This window comes from uncultured Wocania sp., assembly GCF_964021735.1.
GTDB lineage: Bacteria > Bacteroidota > Bacteroidia > Flavobacteriales > Flavobacteriaceae > Wocania_A.
In genome coordinates this window covers 1-25840 of record NZ_CAXIBN010000021.1, presented here as the reverse complement: position 1 = coordinate 25840, position 25840 = coordinate 1, and the positions used below count along the sequence as shown (strand labels likewise).

Sequence of the window (25840 nt, the reverse complement as noted above, 5' to 3'; positions counted from 1 at the left end):
AATATATTATTTAATTTGTTAGTTGATTAGTTAGTATTCAAAGATAATAAAACGTTACATTTTTGTTAGTAATAAAAAATTTTAAAAAGTATTGCTCATTTATAAAAAATGCTTAAATTTGCAGCTCGAAAATTATAAAGAATAAAAAGCGTTTAGCGATGAGAAAAGGTATACATCCAGAAAATTATAGATTAGTAGCATTTAAAGACATGTCTAACGACGATGTGTTTTTAACTAAATCTACTGCAAATACTAACGAAACTTTAGAGGTTGATGGTGTTGAATATCCGCTTGTTAAAATGGAGATTTCAAGAACATCTCACCCATATTACACAGGTAAATCTAAATTAGTAGATACTGCTGGTCGTATTGATAAATTTAAAACTAAGTACGCTAAGTTTAAAAAATAAATCTCGTTATATAAATATATTAAAGCCTTTCATATTTCATGAAAGGCTTTTTTTTATTGTTTATTTTTTATGTTCTCGAACACAACGATAACCTACTATTTTACTAGCCAAAATGCGATACAAGTACTTGTACTAATGTTTATATTTGGGCTTTCTAAATGTAATTATAGATGAATTATATTCTTTTTGATGGTCCTTCTCGCAATAATTTATTGCCTTTTACTTTTACAAGACCCGTTGCTGATATTAGAGTAGGTATTTTAACTATTCGAGAAAAATGGGAGACTTATTTGGGTTCGACAATAACCACAGTAACCGAAGATTATTTATCAGATAAATATCCTATGGTAGAGATGGACGAAAACATAATGATAAACGCCTCCTATTTACCAAACAAAAATTTAGTAAATCTTGTAAAAGGCTTAAAGGAAAATCAAGCAATTTTTAATGAGGAAAATGTTATTGCTTTTTACACTAAAGCTTCTCAAGAAGAAGTTGATTTTGATGCTTATGATACAATAGAATTTAATTCTGATGTTATAAAAATAGAACACACTTGGGATATTTTTTCTAAAAACGGAGAGGCTATTCAAGAAGACTTTAATTTAATAACTAAAGATAGAAAATCTCAACCTATTCCTTCGAGTAATAACATCATTGCATCAGAAAATATTTTTATAGAGAAAGGTGCTTCTTTAGAATTCGCAACACTAAACGCAAGCAGTGGGCCAATATATATAGGAAAGAACTCCGAGGTAATGGAAGGTGCGCTTGTGCGCGGACCATTAGCATTATGTGAAAGTGCTGGAATAAAAATGGGCACCAAAATTTATGGACCTACTACTATTGGACCTTATTGTAAAGTAGGAGGCGAAATAAAAAACTCAGTGCTTTTTCAAAATTCAAATAAAGGGCACGAAGGTTATTTAGGGAATTCTGTAATAGGCGAATGGTGTAATTTGGGAGCAGATACCAATAACTCTAATCTTAAAAATAATTATGCCGAAGTGCGTTTGTGGGATTATAAAACCGAAGGTTTTGCTAAAACAGGATTACAGTTTTGTGGACTTATCATGGGAGATCATAGTAAGTGTGGTATAAACACTATGTTTAATACAGGAACCGTTGTTGGGGTAAGTGCCAATATTTTCGGTAGTGGTTTTCCTAGAAACTTTATACCTAGTTTTAGTTGGGGCGGAAATGCTGGTTTTACAACTTACTTGACTAAAAAAGCTTTTGAGGTAGCTAGCATTGTTATGGCTAGGAGAGGTTTAGAGTTTTCAGAACAAGATAAAGCGATATTTGAACATGTGTTTGAAGAAACAAAAAAGTATAGAAGAAATTAGTTTAGAGATAAATTTAAATACTGACTTACTATTAATGTATTCAAATTCAAAATGATATGTTTATTTTTAAATCTTTTTTATAAAAGAAGCTATTTTATTATCTTATATTATACTGGAATCTTTACGTTTTTTCAAGCTAAAAAAATGTCAAAACTCATAGACAGCACAAAAGACGATTTTCTTTAATTATAAATCTGCAAAACAAAACATATTACTTTTCATCTAAACTAAAAGAAGGAAAATATATTGGTGATATGTGTTATTTTACAACAAATTAGCTTTTAATCGATTTTTTTGTTATTTTAGTCGATAATTCATCATTGCCCCAATAATGATAAAATATATCTTTTCGAGTCATAAAAAATTCGCATTACTTTATTTTTTAGTGCTGTTAATTGATATTGTTGTAAAATTAAATTGTTCTCCATTTCCATATCGATTTATGTCCAAACCTTTTATATTACTTCTTTTAATAGGGTATTTTTACTTTAATAGGGTTGGAGGTAATTACAAAAAACATTTATGTGTGTTCTTGGCATTGGTATTTTTTCTTATTGGGGATTTGCTTAATATTATTCATAGCAATATTATTCTTTTGGGATTGAGTTTATTCTTTTTTTCTGCAGCAAAAATATTTCTTAGTATAAAATTTTCACATAGAAAAGATTTTAACGTTTCAAGATTAATTCCGTTTACCCTAATTATGTTTGCTTATACCATGTTTTTAATATGGTTTCTTTATGAAGACCTCGGTAATTTTCTAATACCTGCATTATTCAGCTTTTTTATAACTTTATTAATGATGCAATTTGCGTATTTAAGACAAGACGTGTATAGTAATAAAAGTTATCTTTATGTGTTTGTTGGCACTGTGCTATACTCTATAGGAGAAGGCATGTTGGCAATAAGAATTTTCAAATTTTCATTACCCATTCAAGATTTTCTAATTATGTTTTTTTATGGTATTGCTGTTTATTTAATTGTTTTTGGAATTATAAACGAAAAAGAATTCGAGCAAGAACAAGTAGAAAAATATGGTGGTAAAATAAATCTTTCCTAGCTTAGCTTAAACCCAGTAAATGAATAGAATTTATGTTTAAATATTTCCGTTTTTCAATATAACTTATTAGTTGTAAATTTGCAGTCTTTTAATAGAAACAGGTAGTATAACAAGATTTGCACTTACGTGAAAATCAAAACGAATCAATGAAAAAGAAAGTAGCATTTTATACTTTAGGTTGTAAACTTAATTTTTCTGAAACATCAACCATAGCTAGAAACTTTAGTGAAGAAGGTTTTAATCGTGTCGATTTTTCTGAAAAAGCAGATATTTATGTTATTAATACTTGCTCGGTTACCGAAAATGCAGACAAGCGTTTTAAAACCATTGTAAAGCAAGCTCAAAAAGCAAATCCTGAGGCTTTTGTTGCTGCTGTTGGTTGTTATGCACAGCTTAAACCACAAGAATTAGCCAATGTTAATGGGGTAGATTTGGTGCTTGGTGCTACTGAGAAATTTAAGATTACAGATTATTTAAACGACCTTTCTAAAAATGATTTTGGAGAAGTACATTCTTGCGAAATTGAAGATGCTGATTTCTATGTTGGTTCTTATTCAATAGGAGATAGAACGCGTGCATTTTTAAAAGTACAAGATGGCTGCGATTATAAATGCACCTATTGTACTATTCCATTGGCACGAGGTATTTCTCGTAGTGATGCGTTAGAAAATGTTTTGAAAAATGCTAAAGACATATCGAAGCAGAACATAAAAGAAATTGTTTTGACGGGTGTAAATATTGGCGATTACGGTAAAGGTGAATTTGGTAACAAAAAACACGAGCATACCTTTTTAGATTTAGTTACAGAGTTAGATAAAGTTGAAGGTATTGAGCGTTTACGAATTTCATCAATTGAGCCTAATCTTTTAAAAAATGAAACCATCGATTTAGTTTCAAAATCTCGTGCATTTGTACCGCATTTTCATATTCCATTACAATCTGGAAGTAATGAGATTCTTAAAAAAATGAAACGTCGCTACATGCGCGAATTATATATTGATCGCGTATCAAAAATAAAAGAAGTAATGCCGCATGCCTGTATAGGTGTTGATGTTATTGTTGGGTTTCCTGGTGAAACTGACGAACATTTTTTAGAAACCTATAATTTTTTAACCGAGTTAGATATTTCGTATTTGCATGTGTTTACTTATTCTGAACGCGATAATACCGAAGCTGTAAATATGAATGGCGTGGTGCCAATGAATGTGAGAAATAAACGTAGTAAAATGCTACGAGGTTTATCGGTTAAAAAACGTCGTGCTTTTTACGAAAGTCAAATAGAAAGCACTAGAACAGTATTGTTTGAAAGCGAAAATAGAGAAGGTTATATTTATGGTTTTACTGAAAATTATGTAAAAGTTAAAGTACCTTGGAATCCAGAATTGGTAAATACTTTACATGAAGTTAAATTAACAAAGATTGATGACGATGGATTGGTGAGGATTGAGTTTGTAAAAGAACTAGCCCTATAAAACAAAAAACTCCGGAAACTAAAATTTCCAGAGTTTTTTTAATTTCTTAAATTATAATATTTATATTCTTAGTCCAACAGGAAGCATTCGTTTATACTTTCTGTTACTTCTTACAAACTTAGCAATTTCAGGGCTTGTAGGAACCACACTTAAGTTACGTCCTTCAATTTGTTCAAAAACAAGTGCTAAAAATTCTTTTTTAAAGTCTTCGTCTTTAATGCCCTCAGGAATAATAAGTTTGGTTAAAAAAATCTTGCGTTCTTGTAATGAATATTCAATTTTTGCCAAATGATTATCAATTTTAATTTCAAACTGACGTAAAAAATCATTGTCTATTAATTCTGCAGCATCAACCATAATGAATTTTATTTTATTTCTTAGGAATCTTTAAAATAGCGAGCGCTATTTATATAACTTTGTGCAAAAGTACAAAAAAAAACATTACCGTCAATAGAATTAAAGGTTAAAACCTTATGTGTCAAGAGATAATACATGTGTATTTAATGCCAGGAATGGCAGCAAGCCCCAAAATTTTCGAATATATTAAGTTGCCAGAAAATCAATTTAAAATTCATGTATTAGAATGGATAATTCCATTAGAGAAAGAATCGTTAAACGATTATGCTTTACGACTTTCAAAAAACATTAAACACGACAATATTGTACTACTTGGAGTGTCGTTTGGAGGCGTGTTAGTTCAAGAAATTAATAAGCATATCAAGGTTAGAAAACTCATAATTGTATCTAGTGTGAAATCGATACATGAGTTACCAAAACGTATGCTAATTGCTAAAGCTACAAAAGCTTATAAGTTAATACCAACAAAGCTTGCCAGTAATATTGATGCTTTTGCAAAATACGCTTTTGGCAGTAATGTTACTAAACGTTTAGAGCTGTATAAAAAGTATTTATCAGTTAATGATAGTAAATATTTAAGCTGGGCAATAAAGAATATGATATGCTGGAATCAAGACAAGTATAATCTGGAAATAATACATATTCATGGTGATAGCGATAATGTATTTCCTATAAAAAATATATCAAATTGTATTACCGTAAAAGGGGGTACACATATTATGATTATAAATAAATATAAATGGTTTAATGAAAATTTACCCCAAATAATTTTAGATAACTAATTTAAAATTTTAACTTTAAACAAAACTTTTTAAACATGAAGATAATACAGAAAGCCTTAGCCTTTGTAGGATTATTAAGTTTATGCGCATTATTTATTTATGCCTTGCAAGACGCGCCTACTGATGAAAATTTTGAAACAAAACTAATAAACGATTATAATGTTTATGCATTACAAGTTCCTGATGATTTGAATTTTGCTGGCGAACCCATCCCATTAAATAACCCAGATATTTTTGAGCGTATGGATAGAGAATTGTTAGTTAATACCTATTGGCAATCTAACGGATTGTTAATGTTTAAGCGAGCTAAAAAGTATTTTCCAATTATCGAACCTATTTTAGAAAAACATGGTATTCCAGACGATTTTAAGTATTTAGCAGTTATAGAAAGCGGATTAACAAATGCTGTGTCTCCCGCTGGCGCTAGAGGGGTTTGGCAAATAATGAAATCTACAGGACGAGAAAACGGTTTAGAAATTAATACTAATGTAGATGAACGTTATAACTTAATAAAGGCAACCGAAGTTGCTTGTAAATATTTAAAAAAAGCTAAAGATAAATTAGGCTCTTGGACACTTGCAGCTGCTGCATACAATGGCGGTAATGCAGGAATGTCTAGACGCTTAAAAGCACAAAATGTAAATAATTATTATGATTTATTATTAGGTGAAGAAACAGGTCGTTATTTGTTTAGAATTGTAGCTCTAAAAGAAATTTTGTCTAATCCTGATAAATATGGTTTTAATTTTAGAGAAAAAGATTTATATAAAAATATACCAACTTATAAAGTAGAGGTAGATTCGGCAGTTACAGATTTTTCTAAGTTCGCACAGAATTTTGGTATTAATTACAAAATATTAAAACTACATAACCCATGGTTGCGAGAGCCACACCTTAATAATAAATCTAGAAAACTCTATAAGATTGATATTCCTAAGGAAGGATATTACCAGAGCAATCCATAAATGCTAGATTTTATAAAAGAAAACATTTGGTATTTATTAGTTATAGTTAATTATATATTAGCTATATCTGCAGTATTTACTATTTTTTTAAAACGCATAAACCCTACTAAAACCCTGTCTTATATTATTGTTTTAGTATTCTTTCCTTTTTTAGGATTACTAGTCTATTATCTTTTTGGTCAAGAATATCGAAAAAATAAAATCTTTAGCAAAAAGCATATCCTAAATAAAAGTGTAGTAAAATCAATTAATAAAGAATTAGAGTTTAATAAAGCACAAATAAAAAAAGTAGACAACTACTTAGAAGAAAAAGTAAAATTAGTTAAGTTGCTGCATACTAGTGATGAAGAGCCATTGACATTAAAAAATAAAATTAAGATACTTAAAGATGGTGATGAAAAATTCAAACATTTACTGAAGGATTTAAAAAAAGCAGAACATCATATCCATTTAGAATATTATATAGTTAAAGATGATAATATTGGCACAGAAGTATTAAATGTTCTTTGCGATAAAGCTAAAGAAGGTTTAAAAGTTAGATTAATTTATGATGATGTTGGTAGTAAAATATCAACACGAATGAAGCGTAAATTATCTGATTCTGGTGTAAAACATCATCCATTTATGCCCGTTCTTTTTTCCAAATTCACAGGAAAAATGAATTACAGAGATCATAGAAAAATAGCTGTAATTGATGGTAAAATAGGCTATGTTGGAGGAATTAATATTTCAGACGAATATCTTAATAAAAACAAAACGAAAGGGTTTTGGCGCGATACCCATATGTGTATTGAAGGTGAAGCTGTAAAATCATTACAAATTCATTTTTTGTCTACTTGGGATTTTGTTTCAGATGAGAAATTAGCAGTTTATAAAACGTTTTTTCCAGAGGTTGAAATGGATAAGGATGATGTCGCTTTACAAATTGCAGCAAGTGGACCAGATACAGATTGGGCAAATATTATGGAAGTTATTTTTACTGCCATTGTAACTGCCAATGATTATATTTATATCACGACACCTTATTTTGTTCCAAACGAACAAATAATAACAGCTTTACAAATAGCAGCAAAAAGTGGGGTTGATGTTCGATTAATTGTTCCTGAAAAATCAGATTCTTGGATTGTAAAGCATGCTTCAAACTCTTTTTTAGATGCTTTGTTAAAAGCAGGCGTTAAAGTTTACAAATACAACAAAGGCTTTGTTCATGCTAAAACCATGGTGGTTGATGATTTATTTTCTACAGTTGGAACTTCTAATATGGATTATCGCAGTTTTAATATAAATTTTGAGGTAAATACTTTAATTTATGATGTAGAGCAAAGTAAAATTCTTAAAAAACATTTCTTAGAAGATCTGAAAAATAGCAATGAGGTAAATTATAACACGTATTTAAATCGTTCGAGTTTTGATAAATTAAAAGAATCGTATTGTAGGCTTTGGTCTCCGTTAATTTAACCTCTTCTTTTCTGCGCTCTTAAAGAACCACCAGAACCATAGTGTTGATTTGGTCCAGCTGCACGCTTCATATTCTCTTTCATCATCTTTATTTGGTCAGCCAACATGCCTTGTTTATCAAGTTTTTGGGCTTCAGATAAAAGTTTTTGTGCTTCTTGTTTTCTGCGTTTAGAAAATGCGATTCCAGATAAATTTAACTTTGCCATTGCCAAATCATGATCCATAGATAAACCTAAAGTAATAGCTTTCTTAAAATACTTTTCGGCTTCATTCATATTGCTTTGAGAAACCATCAAACCGTGTAAATAGTTGTAATACCCTTGTTGCTTTTTTACTAATGCAGATTCTGGATTTTTAATTTTACTCAACCATTTTTTTGCACCATCAAAATCTTGTTTACGTAATCTTAAAAAAGCCAATAAAATAAATTCATTTTTAAAGTATAAGAATACAAAAATTAAAGATAACAGAATAAACATAATGCCATTACCAATAAAACCTTCGGTAAATTGATAAACGGCATAGGCAATAATACCTGCTGCAATAATTAGTTTTATAATTTTATTGTACATGATGCGTAATTTGAAATAATAGTTAGATGCTTTTTATTAAAAACAATCTTTTCTTGTTGTTTTACAACTGCAAAGAAACTAAATTTTTATTAAAAAATAAGTATTTGTATTTAACAAAAAGTAATGGTTATCCCAAATAAATAAAGGTGTAACATGCTTTTTTACTTCAAAAAAATAAATTAAAAATATTTTTAAAATAAGGTTTGTCAAAGTAATAAAGGCTTTGTATATTTGCCCTCGGTTTTTAGGGTAGCCTAATACATTATAAAAATTACAATTCAGATTTAAAGATTTAAGATAATGAGTAAAAGAACATTTCAGCCTTCTAAAAGAAAGAGAAGAAACAAACACGGTTTCAGAGAAAGAATGGCTTCTGCTAACGGTAGAAAAGTATTAGCACGTAGAAGAGCTAAGGGAAGAAAAAAATTATCTGTGTCATCTGAAACTAGACATAAGAAATAATGATTAACAATTGTTGATAATAAAAAGGTGTTACTTAAGTGTAATGCCTTTTTTTATATCTACTGATTACTATTTTTGTAACGAATTAAAATCCAACATATAACTGAAAGAAAATGCCGAAAAACGAAAAACTAAAATCTATTTTAATTATTGGTTCAGGGCCTATCATTATTGGTCAAGCATGCGAATTTGATTATTCAGGATCTCAAGCTTTAAGGTCGTTGAGGGAAGATGGGATAGAAACTATATTAATAAACTCTAATCCTGCAACTATTATGACTGATCCGTCTATGGCAGATCACATATACTTACTTCCATTAAACACAAAATCGTTGATACAAATACTAAAAGAGCATCCACAAATTGATGCTGTTTTACCAACGATGGGTGGACAAACTGCATTAAATTTATGTATTGAAGCTGATGAAAAAGGAATTTGGAAAGATTTTGATGTAGAAATTATTGGTGTTAATATTGACGCTATAAATATTACTGAAGATAGAGAACAGTTTAGAGAGTTGATGCTAAAAATTGGTGTTCCAATGGCACCTCAAGCTACGGCAACATCTTATTTAAAAGGCAAAGAAATTGCTCAGGAATTTGGATTCCCTTTAATAATTAGAGCCTCGTTTACTTTAGGAGGAGCAGGAGCTTCATTTGTTTATAAAGAAGAAGATTTTGATGAATTACTAACTCGCGGATTAGAGATTTCTCCAATTCATGAAGTTATGATTGATAAAGCTTTAATTGGCTGGAAAGAATATGAGTTAGAGTTACTTAGAGATTCAAATGATAATGTAGTAATAATCTGTTCTATTGAAAATATGGATCCGATTGGAATTCATACAGGAGACTCTATTACGGTAGCTCCAGCAATGACATTAAGTGATAGAACGTATCAAAAAATGCGTGATATGGCTATTCATATGATGCGTAATATAGGAGATTTTGCAGGTGGGTGTAACGTGCAATTTGCAGTTTCTCCAGATGAAAATGAAGATATTATTGCTATAGAGATTAACCCACGTGTATCGCGTTCTTCAGCATTAGCAAGTAAAGCAACAGGATATCCTATTGCAAAAATAGCAGCTAAATTAGCTTTAGGTTATCATTTAGATGAATTAAATAATCAAATTACAAAATCTACTTCGGCATTATTCGAACCGACTTTAGATTATGTGATTGTGAAAATACCACGTTGGAATTTTGATAAATTTGAAGGTTCAGATAGACGATTAGGACTTCAAATGAAATCTGTTGGAGAGGTTATGGGTATTGGACGATCATTCCAAGAAGCACTTCATAAGGCAACACAATCTCTTGAAATAAAGCGTAACGGATTAGGTGCTGATGCCAAAGAAAATAAGAATTATGATGAGATTATAGAAAAACTAACCTATGCTTCGTGGGATAGAGTGTTTATTATTTATGATGCTATTGCCATGGGAATTCCTTTGAGTAAAATTCATAAAATCACACAAATAGATATGTGGTTTTTAAAGCAATATGAAGAATTGCACTTCATAAAAAATGAAATATCAACTTTTACTATTGATACTATTGAAAAAGACTTGTTGCTTGAAGCAAAACAAAAAGGTTATGGAGATAGACAGATAGCACATATGCTGGGTTGTTTAGAGAGTCAAGTGTATTCAAAGCGTGAAGAGTTAGGCGTAAATCGAGTTTATAAACTGGTTGATACTTGTGCTGCGGAATTTGAAGCAAAAACCCCTTATTATTATTCTACTTTTGAAAGTGATATGGAAACTGCTGACGGTAATCGTTATGCAGATAATGATAGTATTGTTTCTGATAAGAAAAAAGTAATCGTTTTAGGTTCTGGACCAAATAGAATTGGTCAAGGTATAGAATTTGATTACTGTTGTGTTCATGGGGTTTTAGCTGCCGCTGAATGTGGTTACGAAACTATTATGATAAACTGTAATCCTGAAACAGTTTCAACAGATTTTGATACAGCCGATAAATTATACTTTGAACCTGTTTTTTGGGAACATATTTACGATATTATTAAACATGAAAAGCCTGAAGGTGTTATTGTACAACTTGGGGGGCAAACGGCTTTAAAGCTTGCTGAAAAACTTACCAAATACGGTATCAAGATATTAGGAACTAGTTTTGAAGCTTTAGATTTAGCAGAAGACAGAGGGTTGTTTTCAAACCTTTTAAAAGAAAATAATATTCCTTATCCAGAATTTGATATTGCTACAACTGCTGATGAAGCTTCTGCAATTGCAGATGTGTTGGACTTTCCAATTTTAGTACGACCATCTTATGTGTTAGGGGGGCAAGGAATGAAAATTGTAATCAACAAAGAAGAACTAGAAAAGCATGTTGTTGATTTATTAAGCAGAATGCCAGGGAACCAGTTATTACTAGACCACTATTTAGATGGTGCTATTGAAGCAGAAGCTGATGCAATTTGCGATGGTGAAGATGTTTACATTATAGGCATCATGGAACATATTGAGCCTTGTGGTATTCACTCAGGAGATAGTAATTCTTTATTGCCACCTTTTAATCTTGGCGATTTAGTAATGCAACAAATTAAAGATCATACAAAAACTATCGCTTTAGCATTAAAAACAGTAGGTTTAATTAATATTCAATTTGCAATTAAAGATGATACGGTTTACATTATTGAGGCCAACCCTAGAGCTTCTAGAACTGTGCCATTCATTGCAAAAGCGTATGGAGAGCCTTATGTGAATTATGCAACAAAAGTGATGTTAGGTGAAAAGAAAGTAAAAGATTTTAATTTCCAACCAAAATTAGAAGGCTATGCGATTAAGCAACCAGTATTCTCTTTTAATAAATTCCATAACGTAAATAAGAAACTAGGACCAGAAATGAAAAGTACTGGTGAAAGTATTTTATTTATCGATGGCTTAAAAGATGATGCATTTTACGATTTATATTCACGACGAAAAATGTATTTGAGTAAATAGTAATTTCAATAGAAAAAGCCGCTTAAAGCGGCTTTTTTTTACTTCTTTTTCATATTAAATTCAAAGGAAACCTCAATGGTTTCAGAAACTTTATTCTTAACTATTTTAGGTATTTTAATATCAAAATCGGTGGCGTTTACTGTAAACTTTCCTAAAATTTTAATCGTGCTATTTTCATTTAAAACGGTTAACGGAATAGTGGTTACCTTTAGGGTTTTTCCATGAAAATTTAAACTACCAGTTATAGAGTGTTTGTTTTTTATAACATTTATTTTACCTTTAAAAGTCGCTTTTGGATAGGTGTCTGATTCAGCATAATTTTCATTAAAATGTTCTTCCATTAAAGCATTTTTAAAACGAAAACCTTTTACTAAAACTAAAGCTGCAAATTCGTTATTATCTTTATTATAGATAGCAGTTGTTGTAGTGTTTGTTGCTTTTACTTCTTCAAAGGACGGTACAGAGGCTTCAAATATAACAATCCCAGTTTTTGTTAAGTACTTACTTTGAGCAAAAGTATTAAAGCATAATAGGGTAAATAAAAAAGCAAAATATTTCATAATATTAGAGTTTATATCTAAGCTAAACAAAAACATAACCAAACTTGTTTTAAAAAGGATTAGTTTTCTAATAACCCATCATCTTTCCATTTTTGTATTAAATCTCTATTTGACTGTCCCATTAAACCACTCGGAGGCATTGGGTTTGTGGTGCTATTAATACGAGTAATTATTTTATCAACATCTGTTTTAACTTGAGAAAAAGTAGTAAAAGATACAGGTGCACCGTTAGTAGTAGGGGTGCCGTGGCAAGATGTACAATTACCACTCATAATATTTTTAACAGTGTTATTATAAGTTATTGTTGCTGGAGTAGGTGTAGGTGTTGGAGGTGTAACTTCATCACTATCACCTGAACAATTTAAGAGCAATAAAGAAATTGCAGAAACGTAAATTAAGTTTTTAAAATTCATAGCATTATTTATTTAGAGTGATTATTAATTTTCAAGTAATCCATCTGCTTCCCATTTTATAATTTGGTCAATTAAGTTTTGTGGTAATCTAGGACCACCAAAAGGCATAGCCCCAGTATTACCAGCTTGCGCTGATATTCTACCTATTAAATTATTATTTAATACTCCGTTTTTTACGTTTTCATAAATAAGTAACGGCGTATTTGCTCCATTTACTGGAGGGGATTGATGACAATTAATACAATTATTATTAATGATAGTTTTAATATCATCATAGGTAGTTAAAACTGGATTTGGTTGTACATCTATTAAATCACTTTCACTTGAATTAGTACAACTAAAGGTTATAATTGTGCTAATAATTAAATACAAATATTTTTTCATCATCATATTGTTTTAAAATACTCTACTTAAGTTAAATCCGAAATAAAATTCTCCATCAAACCAATCGCCAGACCCTTGCCCTAAAAAACTATTAGTATTCATGCCTTGTGCATTTGTAAAATGCATTTGAAATACGTGACCTCCAGTTTCTAAATCTAGACCAATAGATAAAGGATTTTTAAAGGGTGAGTTACTAGCTCTATTTAAGTGTAAACCATAATCGGCATTTAAAGACCAGCGCTTACCAAGTTTATAGCGACTACCAAAACCAAGCGCAAATTGCGAGTTGTTCTGTGCGTCAACCATAACATAATTATCATGAAAAAAAGTTGGTGCAAGTTCAATTGAAAAATTAGTATCTATCTTTCTAGATATTAATAATTGTGCAGTATACCCTAAACGATGTTTAAATTTTAATAGTGGCAAATTTGCTTTATCTAACGCTGTATTGATAAGAAAGGCATTAAAACCAACAATAGTAAATGGAGAACCATTTTCTGCTTGTCTTAAAAGCCTATACTTAAATGATGTTTCGTAAATTTTTTGGAATGAACTTCTTGACACTCCAATATTTATGGCATCAGTTAATCCATAAACAAAGTTTAATCTAGTTACAGCATCATCAAGACCAAAGAAACTATCAAAACCATTTTCTACACTTCCAAATCTATGTGCTACAATAAAAGTTAGTTCTTTTTTAGCAACAAGCTTAGTTGATTCAAAATTTACAATTTTTAAACCTTTAAAAGCCGCAGTTACATATTGTGCTCCAATGGAGTCTGAATCTATTTCATCTAATAAATCATTTTGAGCAAGGCAAAATATAGGAAACAAGAAAATTAAAAATATTGATTTCATAGATTTATTGTTTAATAAAACGTTTAGTATGATTAATACCTTCAGAGGATACTTTTACAAAGTATAAGCCTTTACTTAAGCCTGAAACATCAAGAGTTGTTTCTTTTATATTGCTTAAATACAGTTGTTTACCTAGTAAATCAACAACTCTAATTGTCCCTGTGTTTACCTCTTTTGGAAGCGTAAAAGAAATTAAAGAACTGGCTGGATTTGGTGAGAGTGAAAACCCCTTTAGCGCAAAGTCATTTACGCTAAGTGCACTTTGCACAGTTATAGTTCCTTTCATAGTCGAAGGATGAAAATTACATTGGTATGGGTTTGAACCAACGCTATTAAAGGTTTTAGAATATGTCATTCCATTTCCTGTTTTAGAACCACTATTAAAAGTTTCTGTGCTTCCAGGTAAGTTTGTTACAGTATGCGGAAAAGCGTCTGTCCAAGTCCAAATAACAGTATCACCTTCATCAATAGTTAAATCTACATTGGTTCCTATACCAATTTCCCAATTAAGATTATGTGTAATTTGTGCTTGAGTGCTAAATATTCCTAAGAATAATAAGGCAAGTAGTTTTGTTTTCATTATTTTATTTTTTTGATTAGTTAATAATATAACATTGGTCTAATTTGACTTGTTCTAATAAATCGTCATAGCCTATACAGCGTCCTTTTATTTTTATTCTTGTATTTATTTTTGCAGATAGATTTATGTTTTTGTTGAATTGACAAAACACATTATTTTCAATTGTCAAGTCTGTTTTATTGATTTCAGAAACACTGCCTGAAACTTCAATAGTTTTATTTAAATATTTTTGTTCAGATTTATTTGGGTTTATTGAAAATTCATTTAAAAATTCTTTAGGAGTTAAGATAAATTCTGCCTGCTCTGTTTTAATATTTCTATGATCTTGATATATATAATTATAAACTACTATAATAGTTAGCAATATGATAATTAAAGCAAAAACCCATTTGTATTTCATAACATGTTTATAAGTTAGTGTTTAGTTAAAAACAGGTTTAACTCAACACCTGTTGCTGTTAAAATTACTCATCTACTATTTTTTAAACTGCTTCAGTTTAATGCTGAAGCAGTTTTGCTAGCAATCAAATGATTAAAACCAACATAAAAGGAACATTCATTTGATAATTGAAATTTTTCTTTTTCATTAAAGTATTTCTACTAGCTTAAATTTTAACATTAGTTGCAATTATTTTCATATCTCATTCTATTATTATTGCCAACTCTTAAATCTATTTTCGAATCGGAGTATTGGGATATTTCATGTAATATCCAATCATTGTTACAGTAAGGCAGATTTGGGATGTTTATTGTTACTGTAATATTATTACCAGATCCACTAGCTTCCCATGTGCCGTATTCGGTTATGTTAGACCAATACACAGAGACAGTTCCGTCTGTAAAAAAGTTAAATTCGTAACCACTATAGACGTCATCATAATCATTGCCATAGCGTTCTAGTTTATCTACCTCCCAGTCTGAGCAATTAGTTAAAATATTTATTAGCTCATTGGTATTACAATCATTGCAATCATCGTCGTTATAATCATAATTATCATCTTCGTTACAATAATCTTCATAAGTTTTGATTGTATTTTCTAATTCAGTTAAATTATTAATGACTATTTCGGTGTTATCTAAAAGCGTTACTGTTAGAGGAAAATCAATAGTTACAAGGTCAAACTGGTCTAAATCTTTAATAAAATTGTATAAAGTATTATCAGAATCTATTGTAATGGTGTTAATAATTTCATTGTTGGAGTTGAATTGAAAAGCCAATATAGGGTACTTAAAATCTAAACATTCAATATCATCATCAGCTTCATTTTCGCCATTGCAGTAACTGGAATAGTTTGTTAACTCACTAGAATTATTAATGATAATTTCGCTAAAATCATCAAGAATGATTTTTACAGGAAATGTAATAGTAATTGTATCTGTGTCATCATCAGAATCATCAAAAATATGTTCAATTATTTTGTAATCTTCTTCAGAGTTTATAGAAATTACTTGTCCGTTAGCTGTAACGGTTATGGGTAGTTTAATATTAAAACAATTGGCATAATCAATAATGTTATCTTTAGAGCCGTCATTAGTTGCTGTTTTTTGTATTAAGCTTGCAACTGCTGAGCCAGAAGTTAAAGCATCTGCAGGAGGCGTTTCTATAATTTCAGTTTCTTCAGTCCTACAAGATGTAAATATTACTGATGCAACTAAGAAAAAAAAGACTATTATATTTAATGTTTTTTTCATGATTACTAAATTTTGAATTTGGGGCTTTTACTATATAACAACTTAAAACTTAAAACTCCTGAAACTTTTTTATTTATATTTAATTCTAAATACTATAACATCCTCGAAGTTTGTCTTAAGTTTTCAAATCTAATTTTAGTTAATTTATAACTGTTAGAGTGAGCTTTGTTATTGATGTGTATATGCATTTGTTGTTTCAGATAATTTTTTATTCATAAAAACTAATCTCTCTTTTTATTTTAGAAATAAGACTAATTAGCGTATCAATATTTTGTGATTTGTTGTTAAAAGTATTTGAAGCTTTTTATAATAAAACAATATGTGATATAAAACTCCCTAGTTTTTAATAATTTTTTTTACATAACTTTAGAGGATAAAACTAAAGACCTTGCCAAAAAAAATTAACGATAACATATGTGAAGATGCTGTGTTTGAACGTGTTTACAATAAGCATATACAAGATTTACATGATTTTTTGTATTATAAATATGGCGAGCAATATAATCCTGCAGATAAAGCCCAAGATGCCTTTGTGAAACTTTGGAATAACTGCAAAAAAGTAACTTTTAGTAAAGCCAGAGCTTTTTTATTTACTGTAGCCAATAACATGATGTTAAACGATATTAAGCATCAAAGAGTCGTATTAAAATATCATTTAGAAAAACCTAAAAATTACACAAATGAGTCCCCTGAATTTGTTTTAGAAAAAAAACAATTTTTAGAACGCTATCAAAATGTTTTAGAAAACTTAAGTGAAGAACAACGTGTTGCATTTTTATTGAATAAAGCTGAAGGAAAAAAGCATAGTGAAATTGCTGAGCTTTTAGGAGTAACTCAAAAAGTAGTTGAATATAGAATTTATAGCGCGTTTAATATATTGAAGAAAGAATTAGATGGATTTAAAATAAAATAGTCAGGAGTTTTAAGTTTTAAGTTGTTATATATTAAAGTTAAGGATAGATGGATAAAGAATACTTAATAGGAAAATGGTTAAACGATACCCTTACAGACACTGAAAAACAAGCATTTTATAAATTAGATGATGCTTTGTTAAGTGAGTATATTGTTGATAATGCAAAACATTTTAAAGCATCCCAATTCAATAATTTAGACGATTTTAATACTTTTAAAACCCAATACAGATCTTCTAAAAACAAAGTAAAACAATTACGATGGTTTAAACCTTTATTAAAAATAGCAGCAACGATATTTATTGCGTTTGGTTTATACTTTATTGTTTTTCACTCCAATAATACTCATGTAGAAACACTTGCTAGTGAAAAGACTACTATAGAGCTTCCAGACCATTCTAAAGTAGAATTAAACGCATTGTCTTCAATTACTTATAAAGTTAAAGATTGGAGTAATAACAGAAGTTTAAAACTTAATGGAGAAGCTTATTTTAAAGTTGCAAAAGGAAAAACGTTCGATGTAAAAACCAGCAGTGGCACAATAACAGTAATAGGGACGCAATTTAATGTTAAACAGCGTAGCAATTATTTCGAAGTTAAGTGTTTTGAAGGTATAGTAAAAGTAGTTTCAGATACCATTGTTAGACAATTACTAGCAGGAGATACTTATCAAATACTAGAAGGTAAATTTACCGAAGGAAAAATGAATGAGGACTCTCCTAAATGGACACATAACATGAGTGATTTTTATGCTATACCTATTAAAAAGGTTTTATCAGAACTGGAACGGCAATATAATATTGAAGTTATTTTTAAGAATATAAATGTGAATCGATTGTTTACAGGAGGTTTTCATCATGATAATCTTGAAAAAGCACTTATTGCTATTACGCAGCCAATGAATATGACCTACGAATTGAATTCTTCAAACCTAGTAATTATTCATGGACAGGAGAATTAAAAAAATAACTCTTTTTTTTAGTTTATCGTTTCTTGTTTTTTTTAGTAGTTATTCACAAAACACTAATAAACAAGAGTCATTAGCTCAGGTTATAACAGTATTACAAGAGCAATACAATATTCAATTTAACTATGCAGAAGATACTATTGAAAACATTTTTTTGTTACCTCCGCTTAAAAGTTTATCATTAAACGAAACCTTAACTTATCTTGAAACCAAAACAGGGTTATTATTTTCCAAGATGGGCGAACGTTTTATTTTGGTTAAACTTAAACCAGATATAGTACTTTGTGGTTATGTGAGGGATAAAGATAATTTGAAACCTCTTGTTGCAGCAACTATTCAATCACCAAAAACATCAACCATAACAGATGAAAATGGTTTTTTTCAAATTGAAATTGAAAGTATTACTCAGCCCATTACAATACGGTTTTTAGGGTATAAAACAGTTATAAAATTATCTGCTACATTTTCTAAATCAAATTGTGAAGCCATTTTTTTAAGACCTAATTTTCAATCTTTATCAGAAGTTGTAATTTCAAATTATATTACTAGCGGAATTAATAAAATAAGTAATGGGTCTTACAGCATAAATTTTTCCGATTTTGATATTCTTCCTGGGCTAATTGAGAATGATGTTTTACAATCTGTTCAAGCTTTTCCAGGCATACAAAGCATAAACGAAACCGTTTCTAATATTAATATTCGAGGTGGTACTCATGACCAAAATTTAATTCTTTGGGATGGTGTAAAAATGTATCAATCGGGTCATTTTTTTGGTTTAATTTCTATGTACAACCCCCAAATAACGCAAAACGTTTCTTTAAGAAAAAATGGAAGTGATGTGAGTTTTACCGATGGTGTTTCGGGTACTATTGTTATGCAAACTGAAAACCAAATAAATAATAAATTTGAAGGCATATTTGGAGCTAACTTAACTAATGTAAGCGGATTTGCGGATGTTCCAATTAGTGATGCTTCTTCTATCCAAATTGCAGCAAGAAAATCCATTAGTAATTTTGTTGAGACCCCAACCTATACTGCTTTTTTTGATAGAATTTCACAAAACACCGAAGTGGCCTCTAATACAACAATGATTACAAATACTAATGAGGCGTTCGATTTTTACGATACCTCATTACGATGGATATATAGGATTAGCGATAAAGATGAATTAAGACTCAATTTTATTAACGTCCATAACCAACTTCAGTTTAACGAAAATGCTACAATAAATAATGAAGAAGAATCTCGTAAAAGTGAATTAGCCCAAAATAGTATTGCTGGAGCATTGCATTATAATAGACTTTGGAATGATAAGTTGAAAACAGAGCTTGAAGTTTATGAAACCGATTATAAATTAAAGGCTGTAAATGTAAACCTGTTAGATGCTCAACGGTTTTTGCAAGAGAATATAGTATCAGAAACGAGTGTAAAACTTAAAGCAAATTATAAGTTAAATGCTTATTTACAGCTTTTAAGTGGTTACCACTTTGTGGAGACCGAGGTCACAAATTTAGACGATGTAGATGTGCCTTTGTTTAGAGTTTTAATTTCTGAGGTATTGAGGACTCATGGTGTTTTTTCGCAAATAGGGTATAAATCTATTAATAAAAAAACCAACTTAAATATTGGTGTTAGATACAATTATATAAATAAATTTAAAAAATCTATTTGGGAACCTAGGCTGAGTTTTAATCATCAATTTCTTAAACATTTTTCGTTAGAAATTTTAGGAGAATTTAAACACCAAAATACATCTCAGGTTATTAATTTTCAAAACGATTTTTTAGGGATAGAAAAACGCCGATGGCAATTATCAAACAATCAAAATATTCCAGTAATTACTAGCAAACAAATCTCTGCTGGTTTAAGTTATAGCCATAGTGGTTGGTTGTTTAGTTTAGATGGTTATTATAAATTAGTTAAGGGGATAACAACACAAAGTCAAGGGTTTCAAAACAAATATGAGTTCGAGAAAAAGAGTGGTAATTATGATGTTAGAGGATTAGATTTTTTGTTGAGAAAGCAACTTAATAAGTTTAATACCTGGTTTAGTTATTCTTTCATGAATAATCATTATTCTTTTAAGTCTTTAGAAGCTAATTATTTTTCTAGTAACTATGATGTAACACAGACTATTACCTTAGGAACAGCTTATAAGTTTAGTAAATTAAAGCTTTCTGCTGGGTTAAATTGGCACTCTGGTAAACCAACAACGTTGCCAGTTTTTGGAAATGAAGTTGTTAATAACAAGGTGAATTATGGAGCAACTAATGCTTCAAATTTGGAAGATTACATGCGTTTAGATATTTCTGCTATTTATAATTTTAAGCTTGGTGAGAAAACAAGAGCTAATTTTGGAGCTTCAGTTTGGAATGTTTTAAACAAAGAAAACCAGATTAATAATTTTTATCGTGTTAATAATCAAGATTTAATTGAGAATGTGCAACATTCTTTAGGAATAACTCCTAATGCCGTTTTTAGAATATATTTTTAATAGATTTATTTAAAGTGCAATTTTTGCATTTTGAGTTTTAATAAATTCGATATGTTCTTCAGCTTTAAATTCTGAAGGCTTGAAATTAGAAGATCTTTTTCTAGATTGTTCTTGTCTAGCAATACTTCTTGCAAAACGTCTGATGCTTTGTTCGGTGTCTAAAATTAAACCAGGAATCTTAACGTTTTTATTATCTTCATCTTTGGCAACCATAGTAAAATATGAAGAATTACAGTGTTTTATTTTACCTGTTTGAATATTTTCAGATTCAACGCGAACACCAATAACCATAGAGGTGCGTCCTGTGTAATTTACCGAGGCTTTAAGTGTTACCAATTCGCCAACATCTATAGAGTTTAAAAAATCAACCTTATTTACCGATGCTGTAACACAATAATGTCTGGAGTGTTTTGAAGCACAAGCAAATGCAATTTGATCCATTAAATTTAAAATATAACCACCATGAATTTTACCACTAAAATTGGAGTGCGAAGGTAGCATGAGTTCTGAAATGGTAATTTGAGAATCTTTTATATTTTTAAACATATTTATATTTTATAAATCTTCTTCAGCACGTTTTATAATAGCCTCAGGAAGTGCTTTTTTAGCTTTGGCACCCATTTTTTTAAGTTTTTCAACACTGGTGATTAGGTTTCCTCTGCCTTCAACTAATTTATTCATTGCCGCAGAATAATCACTTTTTGCAGCATCAATCTTTTTACCAACACCTGTAAGGTCTGAAACTAAGCCTTCAAATTTATCGTAAAGTGCACCAGCTTGTCGTGCAATTTCTATGGCATTTTGTTGTTGTTTTTCGTTGTTCCACATGCTGTCAATAGTACGTAAAGTTGCAAGTAGCGTAGATGGTGTTACAATAACAATATTTTTTTCAAATGCTCTATTGTAAATGGAATTATCTTCATTTACAACTACTGCAAATGCAGGTTCTATAGGAATAAACATGAGTACAAAATCTGGTGATTCCATATCATATAAATCTTGATAATTTTTATCTGAAAGTTGGTCTACGTGTTTTCTGATAGAATTTACATGCGCTTTTAGAAATAGTGCTTTGTCATCATCATCTGCATTAACCAAACGCTCATAATCTGTTAAAGACACTTTACTGTCAATAATCATTTTTTTGCCATCAGGAAGATTTAAAACCACATCTGGTAAAACACGAGAACCATCTTCTCTTGTGAAACTTTGTTGCACAAAATACTCTCTATCTTTTTCTAAACCAGATTTTTCTAAAACACGTTCTAAAACCAATTCGCCCCAGTTTCCTTGCATTTTACTATCGCCTTTTAAGGCTCTAGTTAAATTGGTAGCTTCCTTTGTCATTTGTTGGTTGAGGTCTTTCAATCCCAGCAATTGCTCTTTTAATGCCGAATGCATGCTAATGCTTTCCTTCTGAGTTAAATCTACTTTCTCTTCAAAAACTTTAATTTTTTCTTGAAGCGGATTTAAAATGTTTTTGATGTTTTCTTTATTCTGAAGTGTGAATTTTTCAGATTTTTCATCGAGTATTTTTGTGGCTAATAATTCGAAATCTTTTCGTAATTGTTCTTGGCGTTCTTCTATTTCTGCATCACGTTTTAAGTTGAGTTGTTGCAAGTTTTCGTATTCGGTATTTCTTCGAGTTAATTCAGCATTTAAAAAATCTTTTTCTTTACGAATATCTTCACGGTCATTTTCAACCTTATTTAAATTCTGTTTAAGCTCATTTATATTTTGAGTTAGTTGGTTTTGCCTTTCTTCTAGGGTGCTTTTATCACTTTTGCTTTTTAGTTTAGTAATAGTAATACCAAGGTAGGCACCAATGCCTCCAGAAATAAGAATTGCTATGATAAGAATAAGGTTATCGTTCATTTAAAATAGAAGTTTAACCAAAGATAATTTTTTTAGTTGGAAGACAGAAGTGTGAAGTTATAAGTTTTTCAAGGTGTTAATATCTTCTATAATACGTAGAATTTCTATATCGTTTGTGCCATCATAAATGCCACGAATTTGTTTTTCTTTATCAATTAAAATAAAGTTAGGCGTGTGGATAAAATCTTGTAAACCACCATCGCCTTGCTCAACAACTGCAAAATAGCTTTTTCGAGCAAGTTCATATATATGCTTTTTGTTTCCTGTAGTAATATTCCATTTGCTGTCAATTACCCCTTTGTTATTTGCGTATTCACGAAGTATTGGAACGCTATCTATTTCTGGTGTTACTGAAAGTGATAATAAAATTATATCGTTATCATTTATAAATTCCTTTTGAATTTTTGCCATATTATTTGTCATTATTGGGCAAATGGTCCCGCAACGCGTAAAAAAGAAATCTGCTACATAAATTTTGTTTTTATAATGTTCTTGAGTAATTGTGTCTCCATTTTGATTTATAAGTTTAAAGTCTGATACTGTATGGTTTTTAGTGGATTTTTGAAGACTTTTATCTACTAATTCGGGATTAAAGCCTGAAGGATTATAAATTGGTAAAATTTTTTTAGATGATTGTTTGCAAGATATCATGCAGACAAGTATAAATATGCAAAAAGCAAAACGATTTTTATTCATTCTTAAATAGATTAATCTTTAGTTTTAACAAAAGCTTTGGCTTCTACTATTTCTGGTCTATCACTATTTGAGTTTTTAGTTAACTGAATAAGTTGATTAAAATATAATGAGGCTTTGTCTATATTACCACTTTGTTTTGAAGCGATTGCAGCTCCATAAATGCCATTAAACCTGTATGGACGTTCTTTTAAATTTTCTTCGAAAGCAGCTAATGCTTCTTCTGGTTTATTCAATTCTAAAAGCATATCACCAAGTAATTCTATAGCAGGCAAAACATCGCCAGGAGTTACTGGGTGTTTACTTGTTTTTCGTTCTATTTCTACCGCTTCTTTCATAAGAGCAAGTCCGTTTTCAATATTACCTTGTCTAAAATTTAACCAAGCTTGAGTTGTTTTAATTTGTATTTCAACTTGTTTTATTTGAATAGCTTTTGTTTTATCATTTTGATCGATTAGGTTTTGATGCAAAATTTTTAAAATTTCAATTTTTTTCTCAACGGTATTAAAATCTTTTGTGTTTGCAGCTCCTAAAGCAACGGCAAAGTGGTGTATTGCTTCTTGCCAAGGAAATTGGTTCCAATCTAATTCTATGTCTTGTAACTCTAAATTAGTTGCGCGTTCCCAATCTTTGTTCTCAAGAGCAAGTCTAGCTGGTATAGCCGCTAAAGGATAGGTTGAAGCCATTAACATTTGGGGGTGAAATTTTTTTCGTTCTTTAATTAGGTTATATTGAAGTTGCGCATTGGCATTATCTCCTTTTTGAAGATACGCATATACTAAATAATCAATACCATGTAATTCTTCAAAATATGAACCCGACAATGCGGCAGCCTCAGCATAACATCTTGCACTTTCTGTTGATTGTAAATTTGAATTTATAGACTCTTCCCATATTCCTAATCTAGTAAAAATATGTGAAGGCATATGCTGTGCATGAGCAGAAGAAGGAGCGATACTAGCATAACGTCTAGCTGTTTCTAAACCTTTTTGAGCTAAAGTGGGATTATCATAATTGTGAATAATATAATGAGCAATGCCTGGGTGGTTTGGGTTTTCGGCAAATAAACCTTCTAGAATTTCCCCAGCTTTTCTTTCATTTATATAGTCTTTTCCAACACGATCTCTAGTAGAAAATAAAGCTAAGGAATAGAATATTGCAGCTTCAATATCTTCTGGGTGTTTTAAATGTATAGCTTCCATTTTATCTTCAAAGCGTTTTGCTCTTGTTTTGTGGTCTATAGTTTCCCAATTGGTATAAAAAGCATCAATAGCATTTATATAGTCTCTTTGCTTATCGTCCATCGATAAAGTTTTCGCTATTTTTAATACCGCAGAGCCTTTCATTAAATCTTCTTCTGATGGTGGAAACCAAGCAGCATGATAAATACTCATGGCAACACCCCAATAAGCCATAGGGCAATTAGGGTCTGCATCAATAACCTTAACAAATGCTTTTTCAGATTCATTATATTGAAATGAATGTAGTAAAGCTACAGCTAAATCAAAAGTTTCTCTTGTTTCATAATTGCATGATAGTGAGAATTTTAATTCTCCAAATTGTCCGTCACCACACAATAACAAATCACCTCTTTGAAAATCTATTGAAGCCAATTCAGGATTGGGTTTAGGGTTTTTATTCTTGCAATTAAAGCATAATAATAGCCCAGAAACTAAGGCAATAAGTTTTAATGAATTCATTGGTATATAATTTAAAATTCGGTTAGAAAATCATTAATAAATAAGGAGGAAGTGGCTAAAAAACTGATTTTCAATTATGTAAATGTAATGAAAATTAAGAAAGGAAAATAAATAGTACTACTTCTTAATTCTAAAACTACCTGTAGTTACATCAAAAGCAATTAAATCTTTTGGAAATAATGAGTTGAAAGTTCCCTTTTCTATAAGGTTACACGGTTGGTCTGAAACCACTTCCTTATTAGTCATTACAATAAGTTTATCACATAACTGAATAGCTAAATCTATTTCGTGAGACGAAAAGAGAATAGTTTTATTAGTGTCTTTAGCTAATTTCTGAAGCAATTTTAATATGTATGCTTTATGATACATATCGAGATGCGTTGTGGGTTCATCTAAAATAATTAAATCGGTGTCTTGTGCCAAAGCACGTGCAATCATTACTTTTTGTAATTGTCCGTCGCTTAATTCAAAACACTTTTTGTACTTTAAATCATCAATATTTGTTTGCGTTAAAGATTTATTTATAATGGTTCTATCATTTTCAGATAAATTACCAATCCAACTTGTGTATGGTTGTCTGCCTAATGCAATCAACTCAAAAACGGTTAAATTTTTAGATGCTATTTGCTCGGTTAAAACCAAACTCATAACCTTGGCTAAATCAACAGCTTGATAAGCTGAGATATTCTTTTCATTAATAAAAATATGACCATTTAAAGGTTTCTGAACATTAGTTAAAGTTCTGATTAAAGTTGATTTTCCGATGCCATTGGCGCCAATTAAACCAACTAATTCACCTTTCTTTAACTCAATATTTATATTTGAAGCCACAACAGTTTGTAGCTTTTTAGTTGAATAACCAA

At 30.1% G+C, this 25840-nt stretch carries 26 protein-coding genes; 12 read left to right on the top strand and 14 right to left on the bottom strand.

Annotation, left to right across the window (positions count from 1 at the left end; all coding sequences use genetic code 11):
• Positions 1-158: 158 nt before the first annotated feature.
• The 4 genes from AADI82_RS03430 (at position 159) to mtaB (ending at position 4288) form a co-directional block, all read left to right on the top strand.
• The gene (locus tag AADI82_RS03430) at positions 159-410 is read left to right on the top strand and encodes a type B 50S ribosomal protein L31 (protein ID WP_034044011.1); all 252 of its coding nucleotides are present in this window, start codon (positions 159-161) and stop codon (positions 408-410) included.
• 170 nt (positions 411-580) lie between these two features.
• Positions 581-1756, top strand: a complete 1176-nt coding sequence (locus AADI82_RS03425) for a GlmU family protein (RefSeq protein ID WP_341215067.1) — start codon at positions 581-583, stop codon at positions 1754-1756.
• A 442-nt stretch (positions 1757-2198) separates the two neighbouring features.
• On the top strand, positions 2199-2816 hold the full coding sequence (locus AADI82_RS03420; protein WP_341215066.1) for a lysoplasmalogenase: 618 nt from the start codon (positions 2199-2201) through the stop codon (positions 2814-2816).
• Between the two features lie 146 nt (positions 2817-2962).
• Positions 2963-4288 carry a tRNA (N(6)-L-threonylcarbamoyladenosine(37)-C(2))-methylthiotransferase MtaB gene (mtaB, locus tag AADI82_RS03415; RefSeq protein ID WP_341215065.1) on the top strand — a complete coding sequence of 442 codons (1326 nt, stop codon included), beginning with the start codon at positions 2963-2965 and terminating at the stop codon, positions 4286-4288.
• 60 nt (positions 4289-4348) lie between these two features.
• Here mtaB and AADI82_RS03410 read toward each other — a convergent pair whose 3' ends face one another.
• Positions 4349-4645: an N-acetyltransferase gene (locus AADI82_RS03410; RefSeq protein WP_034044027.1), complete on the bottom strand. Its 297-nt coding sequence runs from the start codon at positions 4643-4645 to the stop codon at positions 4349-4351.
• A gap of 116 nt (positions 4646-4761) precedes the next feature.
• Between AADI82_RS03410 and AADI82_RS03405 the strand changes: the two genes are divergently transcribed.
• From AADI82_RS03405 to cls, 3 genes are read left to right on the top strand one after another with little or no spacing between them, the layout of a single operon-like run.
• On the top strand, positions 4762-5427 hold the full coding sequence (locus AADI82_RS03405) for an alpha/beta hydrolase (protein ID WP_341215064.1): 666 nt from the start codon (positions 4762-4764) through the stop codon (positions 5425-5427).
• Between the two features lie 35 nt (positions 5428-5462).
• Positions 5463-6392 (top strand): lytic transglycosylase domain-containing protein, encoded by a 930-nt coding sequence (locus tag AADI82_RS03400; RefSeq protein ID WP_341215063.1) that lies wholly within the window; start codon positions 5463-5465, stop codon positions 6390-6392.
• A complete protein-coding gene (cls, locus tag AADI82_RS03395; RefSeq protein WP_341215062.1) occupies positions 6393-7850 on the top strand; it encodes a cardiolipin synthase in 1458 nt (485 codons plus the stop codon). It abuts the gene before it with no gap.
• On the opposite strand, the gene AADI82_RS03390 is transcribed toward cls, so the two are convergent.
• Positions 7847-8422, bottom strand: a complete 576-nt coding sequence (locus AADI82_RS03390; RefSeq protein WP_341215061.1) for a DUF2892 domain-containing protein — start codon at positions 8420-8422, stop codon at positions 7847-7849. The genes cls and AADI82_RS03390 overlap by 4 nt on opposite strands.
• Positions 8423-8722: 300 nt before the next feature.
• Here AADI82_RS03390 and rpmH point away from each other — a divergent pair, with 300 nt between their 5' ends.
• Positions 8723-8884 carry a 50S ribosomal protein L34 gene (rpmH, locus tag AADI82_RS03385; protein ID WP_027878648.1) on the top strand — a complete coding sequence of 54 codons (162 nt, stop codon included), beginning with the start codon at positions 8723-8725 and terminating at the stop codon, positions 8882-8884.
• Positions 8885-8997: 113 nt separating this feature from the next.
• On the top strand, positions 8998-11850 hold the full coding sequence (gene carB / locus AADI82_RS03380; protein ID WP_341215060.1) for a carbamoyl-phosphate synthase large subunit: 2853 nt from the start codon (positions 8998-9000) through the stop codon (positions 11848-11850).
• A 38-nt stretch (positions 11851-11888) separates the two neighbouring features.
• On the opposite strand, the gene AADI82_RS03375 is transcribed toward carB, so the two are convergent.
• From AADI82_RS03375 to AADI82_RS03345, 7 genes are all read right to left on the bottom strand, one after another.
• The gene (locus AADI82_RS03375; RefSeq protein WP_341215059.1) at positions 11889-12410 is read right to left on the bottom strand and encodes a YceI family protein; all 522 of its coding nucleotides are present in this window, start codon (positions 12408-12410) and stop codon (positions 11889-11891) included.
• Positions 12411-12469: 59 nt separating this feature from the next.
• Positions 12470-12823, bottom strand: a complete 354-nt coding sequence (locus tag AADI82_RS03370; RefSeq protein WP_341215058.1) for a cytochrome c — start codon at positions 12821-12823, stop codon at positions 12470-12472.
• A gap of 24 nt (positions 12824-12847) precedes the next feature.
• The gene (locus tag AADI82_RS03365) at positions 12848-13207 is read right to left on the bottom strand and encodes a cytochrome c (protein ID WP_034044045.1); all 360 of its coding nucleotides are present in this window, start codon (positions 13205-13207) and stop codon (positions 12848-12850) included.
• 12 nt (positions 13208-13219) lie between these two features.
• Positions 13220-14065: a DUF5777 family beta-barrel protein gene (locus AADI82_RS03360; RefSeq protein ID WP_341215057.1), complete on the bottom strand. Its 846-nt coding sequence runs from the start codon at positions 14063-14065 to the stop codon at positions 13220-13222.
• A 4-nt stretch (positions 14066-14069) separates the two neighbouring features.
• Positions 14070-14645 (bottom strand): T9SS type A sorting domain-containing protein, encoded by a 576-nt coding sequence (locus tag AADI82_RS03355; protein ID WP_341215056.1) that lies wholly within the window; start codon positions 14643-14645, stop codon positions 14070-14072.
• A gap of 16 nt (positions 14646-14661) precedes the next feature.
• Positions 14662-15045 (bottom strand): hypothetical protein, encoded by a 384-nt coding sequence (locus AADI82_RS03350; RefSeq protein ID WP_341215055.1) that lies wholly within the window; start codon positions 15043-15045, stop codon positions 14662-14664.
• 218 nt (positions 15046-15263) lie between these two features.
• On the bottom strand, positions 15264-16337 hold the full coding sequence (locus AADI82_RS03345) for a hypothetical protein (protein ID WP_341215054.1): 1074 nt from the start codon (positions 16335-16337) through the stop codon (positions 15264-15266).
• Between the two features lie 388 nt (positions 16338-16725).
• Between AADI82_RS03345 and AADI82_RS03340 the strand changes: the two genes are divergently transcribed.
• The 3 genes from AADI82_RS03340 to AADI82_RS03330 are packed head-to-tail and all read left to right on the top strand — an operon-like array spanning position 16726 to position 20709.
• The gene (locus AADI82_RS03340; protein ID WP_341215053.1) at positions 16726-17250 is read left to right on the top strand and encodes an RNA polymerase sigma factor; all 525 of its coding nucleotides are present in this window, start codon (positions 16726-16728) and stop codon (positions 17248-17250) included.
• Positions 17251-17297: 47 nt separating this feature from the next.
• Positions 17298-18209: a FecR family protein gene (locus AADI82_RS03335; protein ID WP_341215052.1), complete on the top strand. Its 912-nt coding sequence runs from the start codon at positions 17298-17300 to the stop codon at positions 18207-18209.
• Positions 18193-20709: a carboxypeptidase-like regulatory domain-containing protein gene (locus AADI82_RS03330; RefSeq protein ID WP_341215051.1), complete on the top strand. Its 2517-nt coding sequence runs from the start codon at positions 18193-18195 to the stop codon at positions 20707-20709. Before AADI82_RS03335 ends, AADI82_RS03330 begins: the two co-directional genes overlap by 17 nt.
• Positions 20710-20718: 9 nt before the next feature.
• Here AADI82_RS03330 and AADI82_RS03325 read toward each other — a convergent pair whose 3' ends face one another.
• The 5 genes from AADI82_RS03325 to AADI82_RS03305 form a co-directional block, all read right to left on the bottom strand.
• A complete protein-coding gene (locus tag AADI82_RS03325; protein WP_341215050.1) occupies positions 20719-21255 on the bottom strand; it encodes an acyl-CoA thioesterase in 537 nt (178 codons plus the stop codon).
• A 9-nt stretch (positions 21256-21264) separates the two neighbouring features.
• Entirely contained in the window at positions 21265-22584 is a 1320-nt protein-coding gene (gene rmuC / locus AADI82_RS03320; RefSeq protein ID WP_341215049.1) for a DNA recombination protein RmuC, read from the bottom strand.
• Between the two features lie 57 nt (positions 22585-22641).
• Positions 22642-23235: an SCO family protein gene (locus AADI82_RS03315; protein ID WP_341215048.1), complete on the bottom strand. Its 594-nt coding sequence runs from the start codon at positions 23233-23235 to the stop codon at positions 22642-22644.
• 56 nt (positions 23236-23291) lie between these two features.
• Positions 23292-24977, bottom strand: coding sequence for a hypothetical protein (locus AADI82_RS03310; protein WP_341215047.1), 1686 nt, complete (start codon positions 24975-24977; stop codon positions 23292-23294).
• A gap of 117 nt (positions 24978-25094) precedes the next feature.
• Positions 25095-25840 (bottom strand): ABC transporter ATP-binding protein (locus tag AADI82_RS03305; protein ID WP_341215046.1); only part of this gene is annotated, 746 nt, incomplete at its 5' end.

Excerpts from the sequence above, each read along its gene's own strand:
- AADI82_RS03430 (WP_034044011.1), top strand. The coding sequence starts at position 159 with ATGAGAAAAGGTATACATCCAGAAAATTATAGATTAGTAGCATTTAAA.
- AADI82_RS03425 (WP_341215067.1), top strand. The coding sequence starts at position 581 with ATGAATTATATTCTTTTTGATGGTCCTTCTCGCAATAATTTATTGCCT.
- AADI82_RS03420 (WP_341215066.1), top strand. The coding sequence starts at position 2,199 with ATGTCCAAACCTTTTATATTACTTCTTTTAATAGGGTATTTTTACTTT.
- mtaB (WP_341215065.1), top strand. The coding sequence starts at position 2,963 with ATGAAAAAGAAAGTAGCATTTTATACTTTAGGTTGTAAACTTAATTTT.
- AADI82_RS03410 (WP_034044027.1), bottom strand. The coding sequence starts at position 4,645 with ATGGTTGATGCTGCAGAATTAATAGACAATGATTTTTTACGTCAGTTT.
- AADI82_RS03405 (WP_341215064.1), top strand. The coding sequence starts at position 4,762 with ATGTGTCAAGAGATAATACATGTGTATTTAATGCCAGGAATGGCAGCA.
- AADI82_RS03400 (WP_341215063.1), top strand. The coding sequence starts at position 5,463 with ATGAAGATAATACAGAAAGCCTTAGCCTTTGTAGGATTATTAAGTTTA.
- cls (WP_341215062.1), top strand. The coding sequence starts at position 6,393 with ATGCTAGATTTTATAAAAGAAAACATTTGGTATTTATTAGTTATAGTT.
- AADI82_RS03390 (WP_341215061.1), bottom strand. The coding sequence starts at position 8,422 with ATGTACAATAAAATTATAAAACTAATTATTGCAGCAGGTATTATTGCC.
- rpmH (WP_027878648.1), top strand. The coding sequence starts at position 8,723 with ATGAGTAAAAGAACATTTCAGCCTTCTAAAAGAAAGAGAAGAAACAAA.
- carB (WP_341215060.1), top strand. The coding sequence starts at position 8,998 with ATGCCGAAAAACGAAAAACTAAAATCTATTTTAATTATTGGTTCAGGG.
- AADI82_RS03375 (WP_341215059.1), bottom strand. The coding sequence starts at position 12,410 with ATGAAATATTTTGCTTTTTTATTTACCCTATTATGCTTTAATACTTTT.
- AADI82_RS03370 (WP_341215058.1), bottom strand. The coding sequence starts at position 12,823 with ATGAATTTTAAAAACTTAATTTACGTTTCTGCAATTTCTTTATTGCTC.
- AADI82_RS03365 (WP_034044045.1), bottom strand. The coding sequence starts at position 13,207 with ATGAAAAAATATTTGTATTTAATTATTAGCACAATTATAACCTTTAGT.
- AADI82_RS03360 (WP_341215057.1), bottom strand. The coding sequence starts at position 14,065 with ATGAAATCAATATTTTTAATTTTCTTGTTTCCTATATTTTGCCTTGCT.
- AADI82_RS03355 (WP_341215056.1), bottom strand. The coding sequence starts at position 14,645 with ATGAAAACAAAACTACTTGCCTTATTATTCTTAGGAATATTTAGCACT.
- AADI82_RS03350 (WP_341215055.1), bottom strand. The coding sequence starts at position 15,045 with ATGAAATACAAATGGGTTTTTGCTTTAATTATCATATTGCTAACTATT.
- AADI82_RS03345 (WP_341215054.1), bottom strand. The coding sequence starts at position 16,337 with ATGAAAAAAACATTAAATATAATAGTCTTTTTTTTCTTAGTTGCATCA.
- AADI82_RS03335 (WP_341215052.1), top strand. The coding sequence starts at position 17,298 with ATGGATAAAGAATACTTAATAGGAAAATGGTTAAACGATACCCTTACA.
- AADI82_RS03330 (WP_341215051.1), top strand. The coding sequence starts at position 18,193 with ATGGACAGGAGAATTAAAAAAATAACTCTTTTTTTTAGTTTATCGTTT.
- AADI82_RS03325 (WP_341215050.1), bottom strand. The coding sequence starts at position 21,255 with ATGTTTAAAAATATAAAAGATTCTCAAATTACCATTTCAGAACTCATG.
- rmuC (WP_341215049.1), bottom strand. The coding sequence starts at position 22,584 with ATGAACGATAACCTTATTCTTATCATAGCAATTCTTATTTCTGGAGGC.
- AADI82_RS03315 (WP_341215048.1), bottom strand. The coding sequence starts at position 23,235 with ATGATATCTTGCAAACAATCATCTAAAAAAATTTTACCAATTTATAAT.
- AADI82_RS03310 (WP_341215047.1), bottom strand. The coding sequence starts at position 24,977 with ATGAATTCATTAAAACTTATTGCCTTAGTTTCTGGGCTATTATTATGC.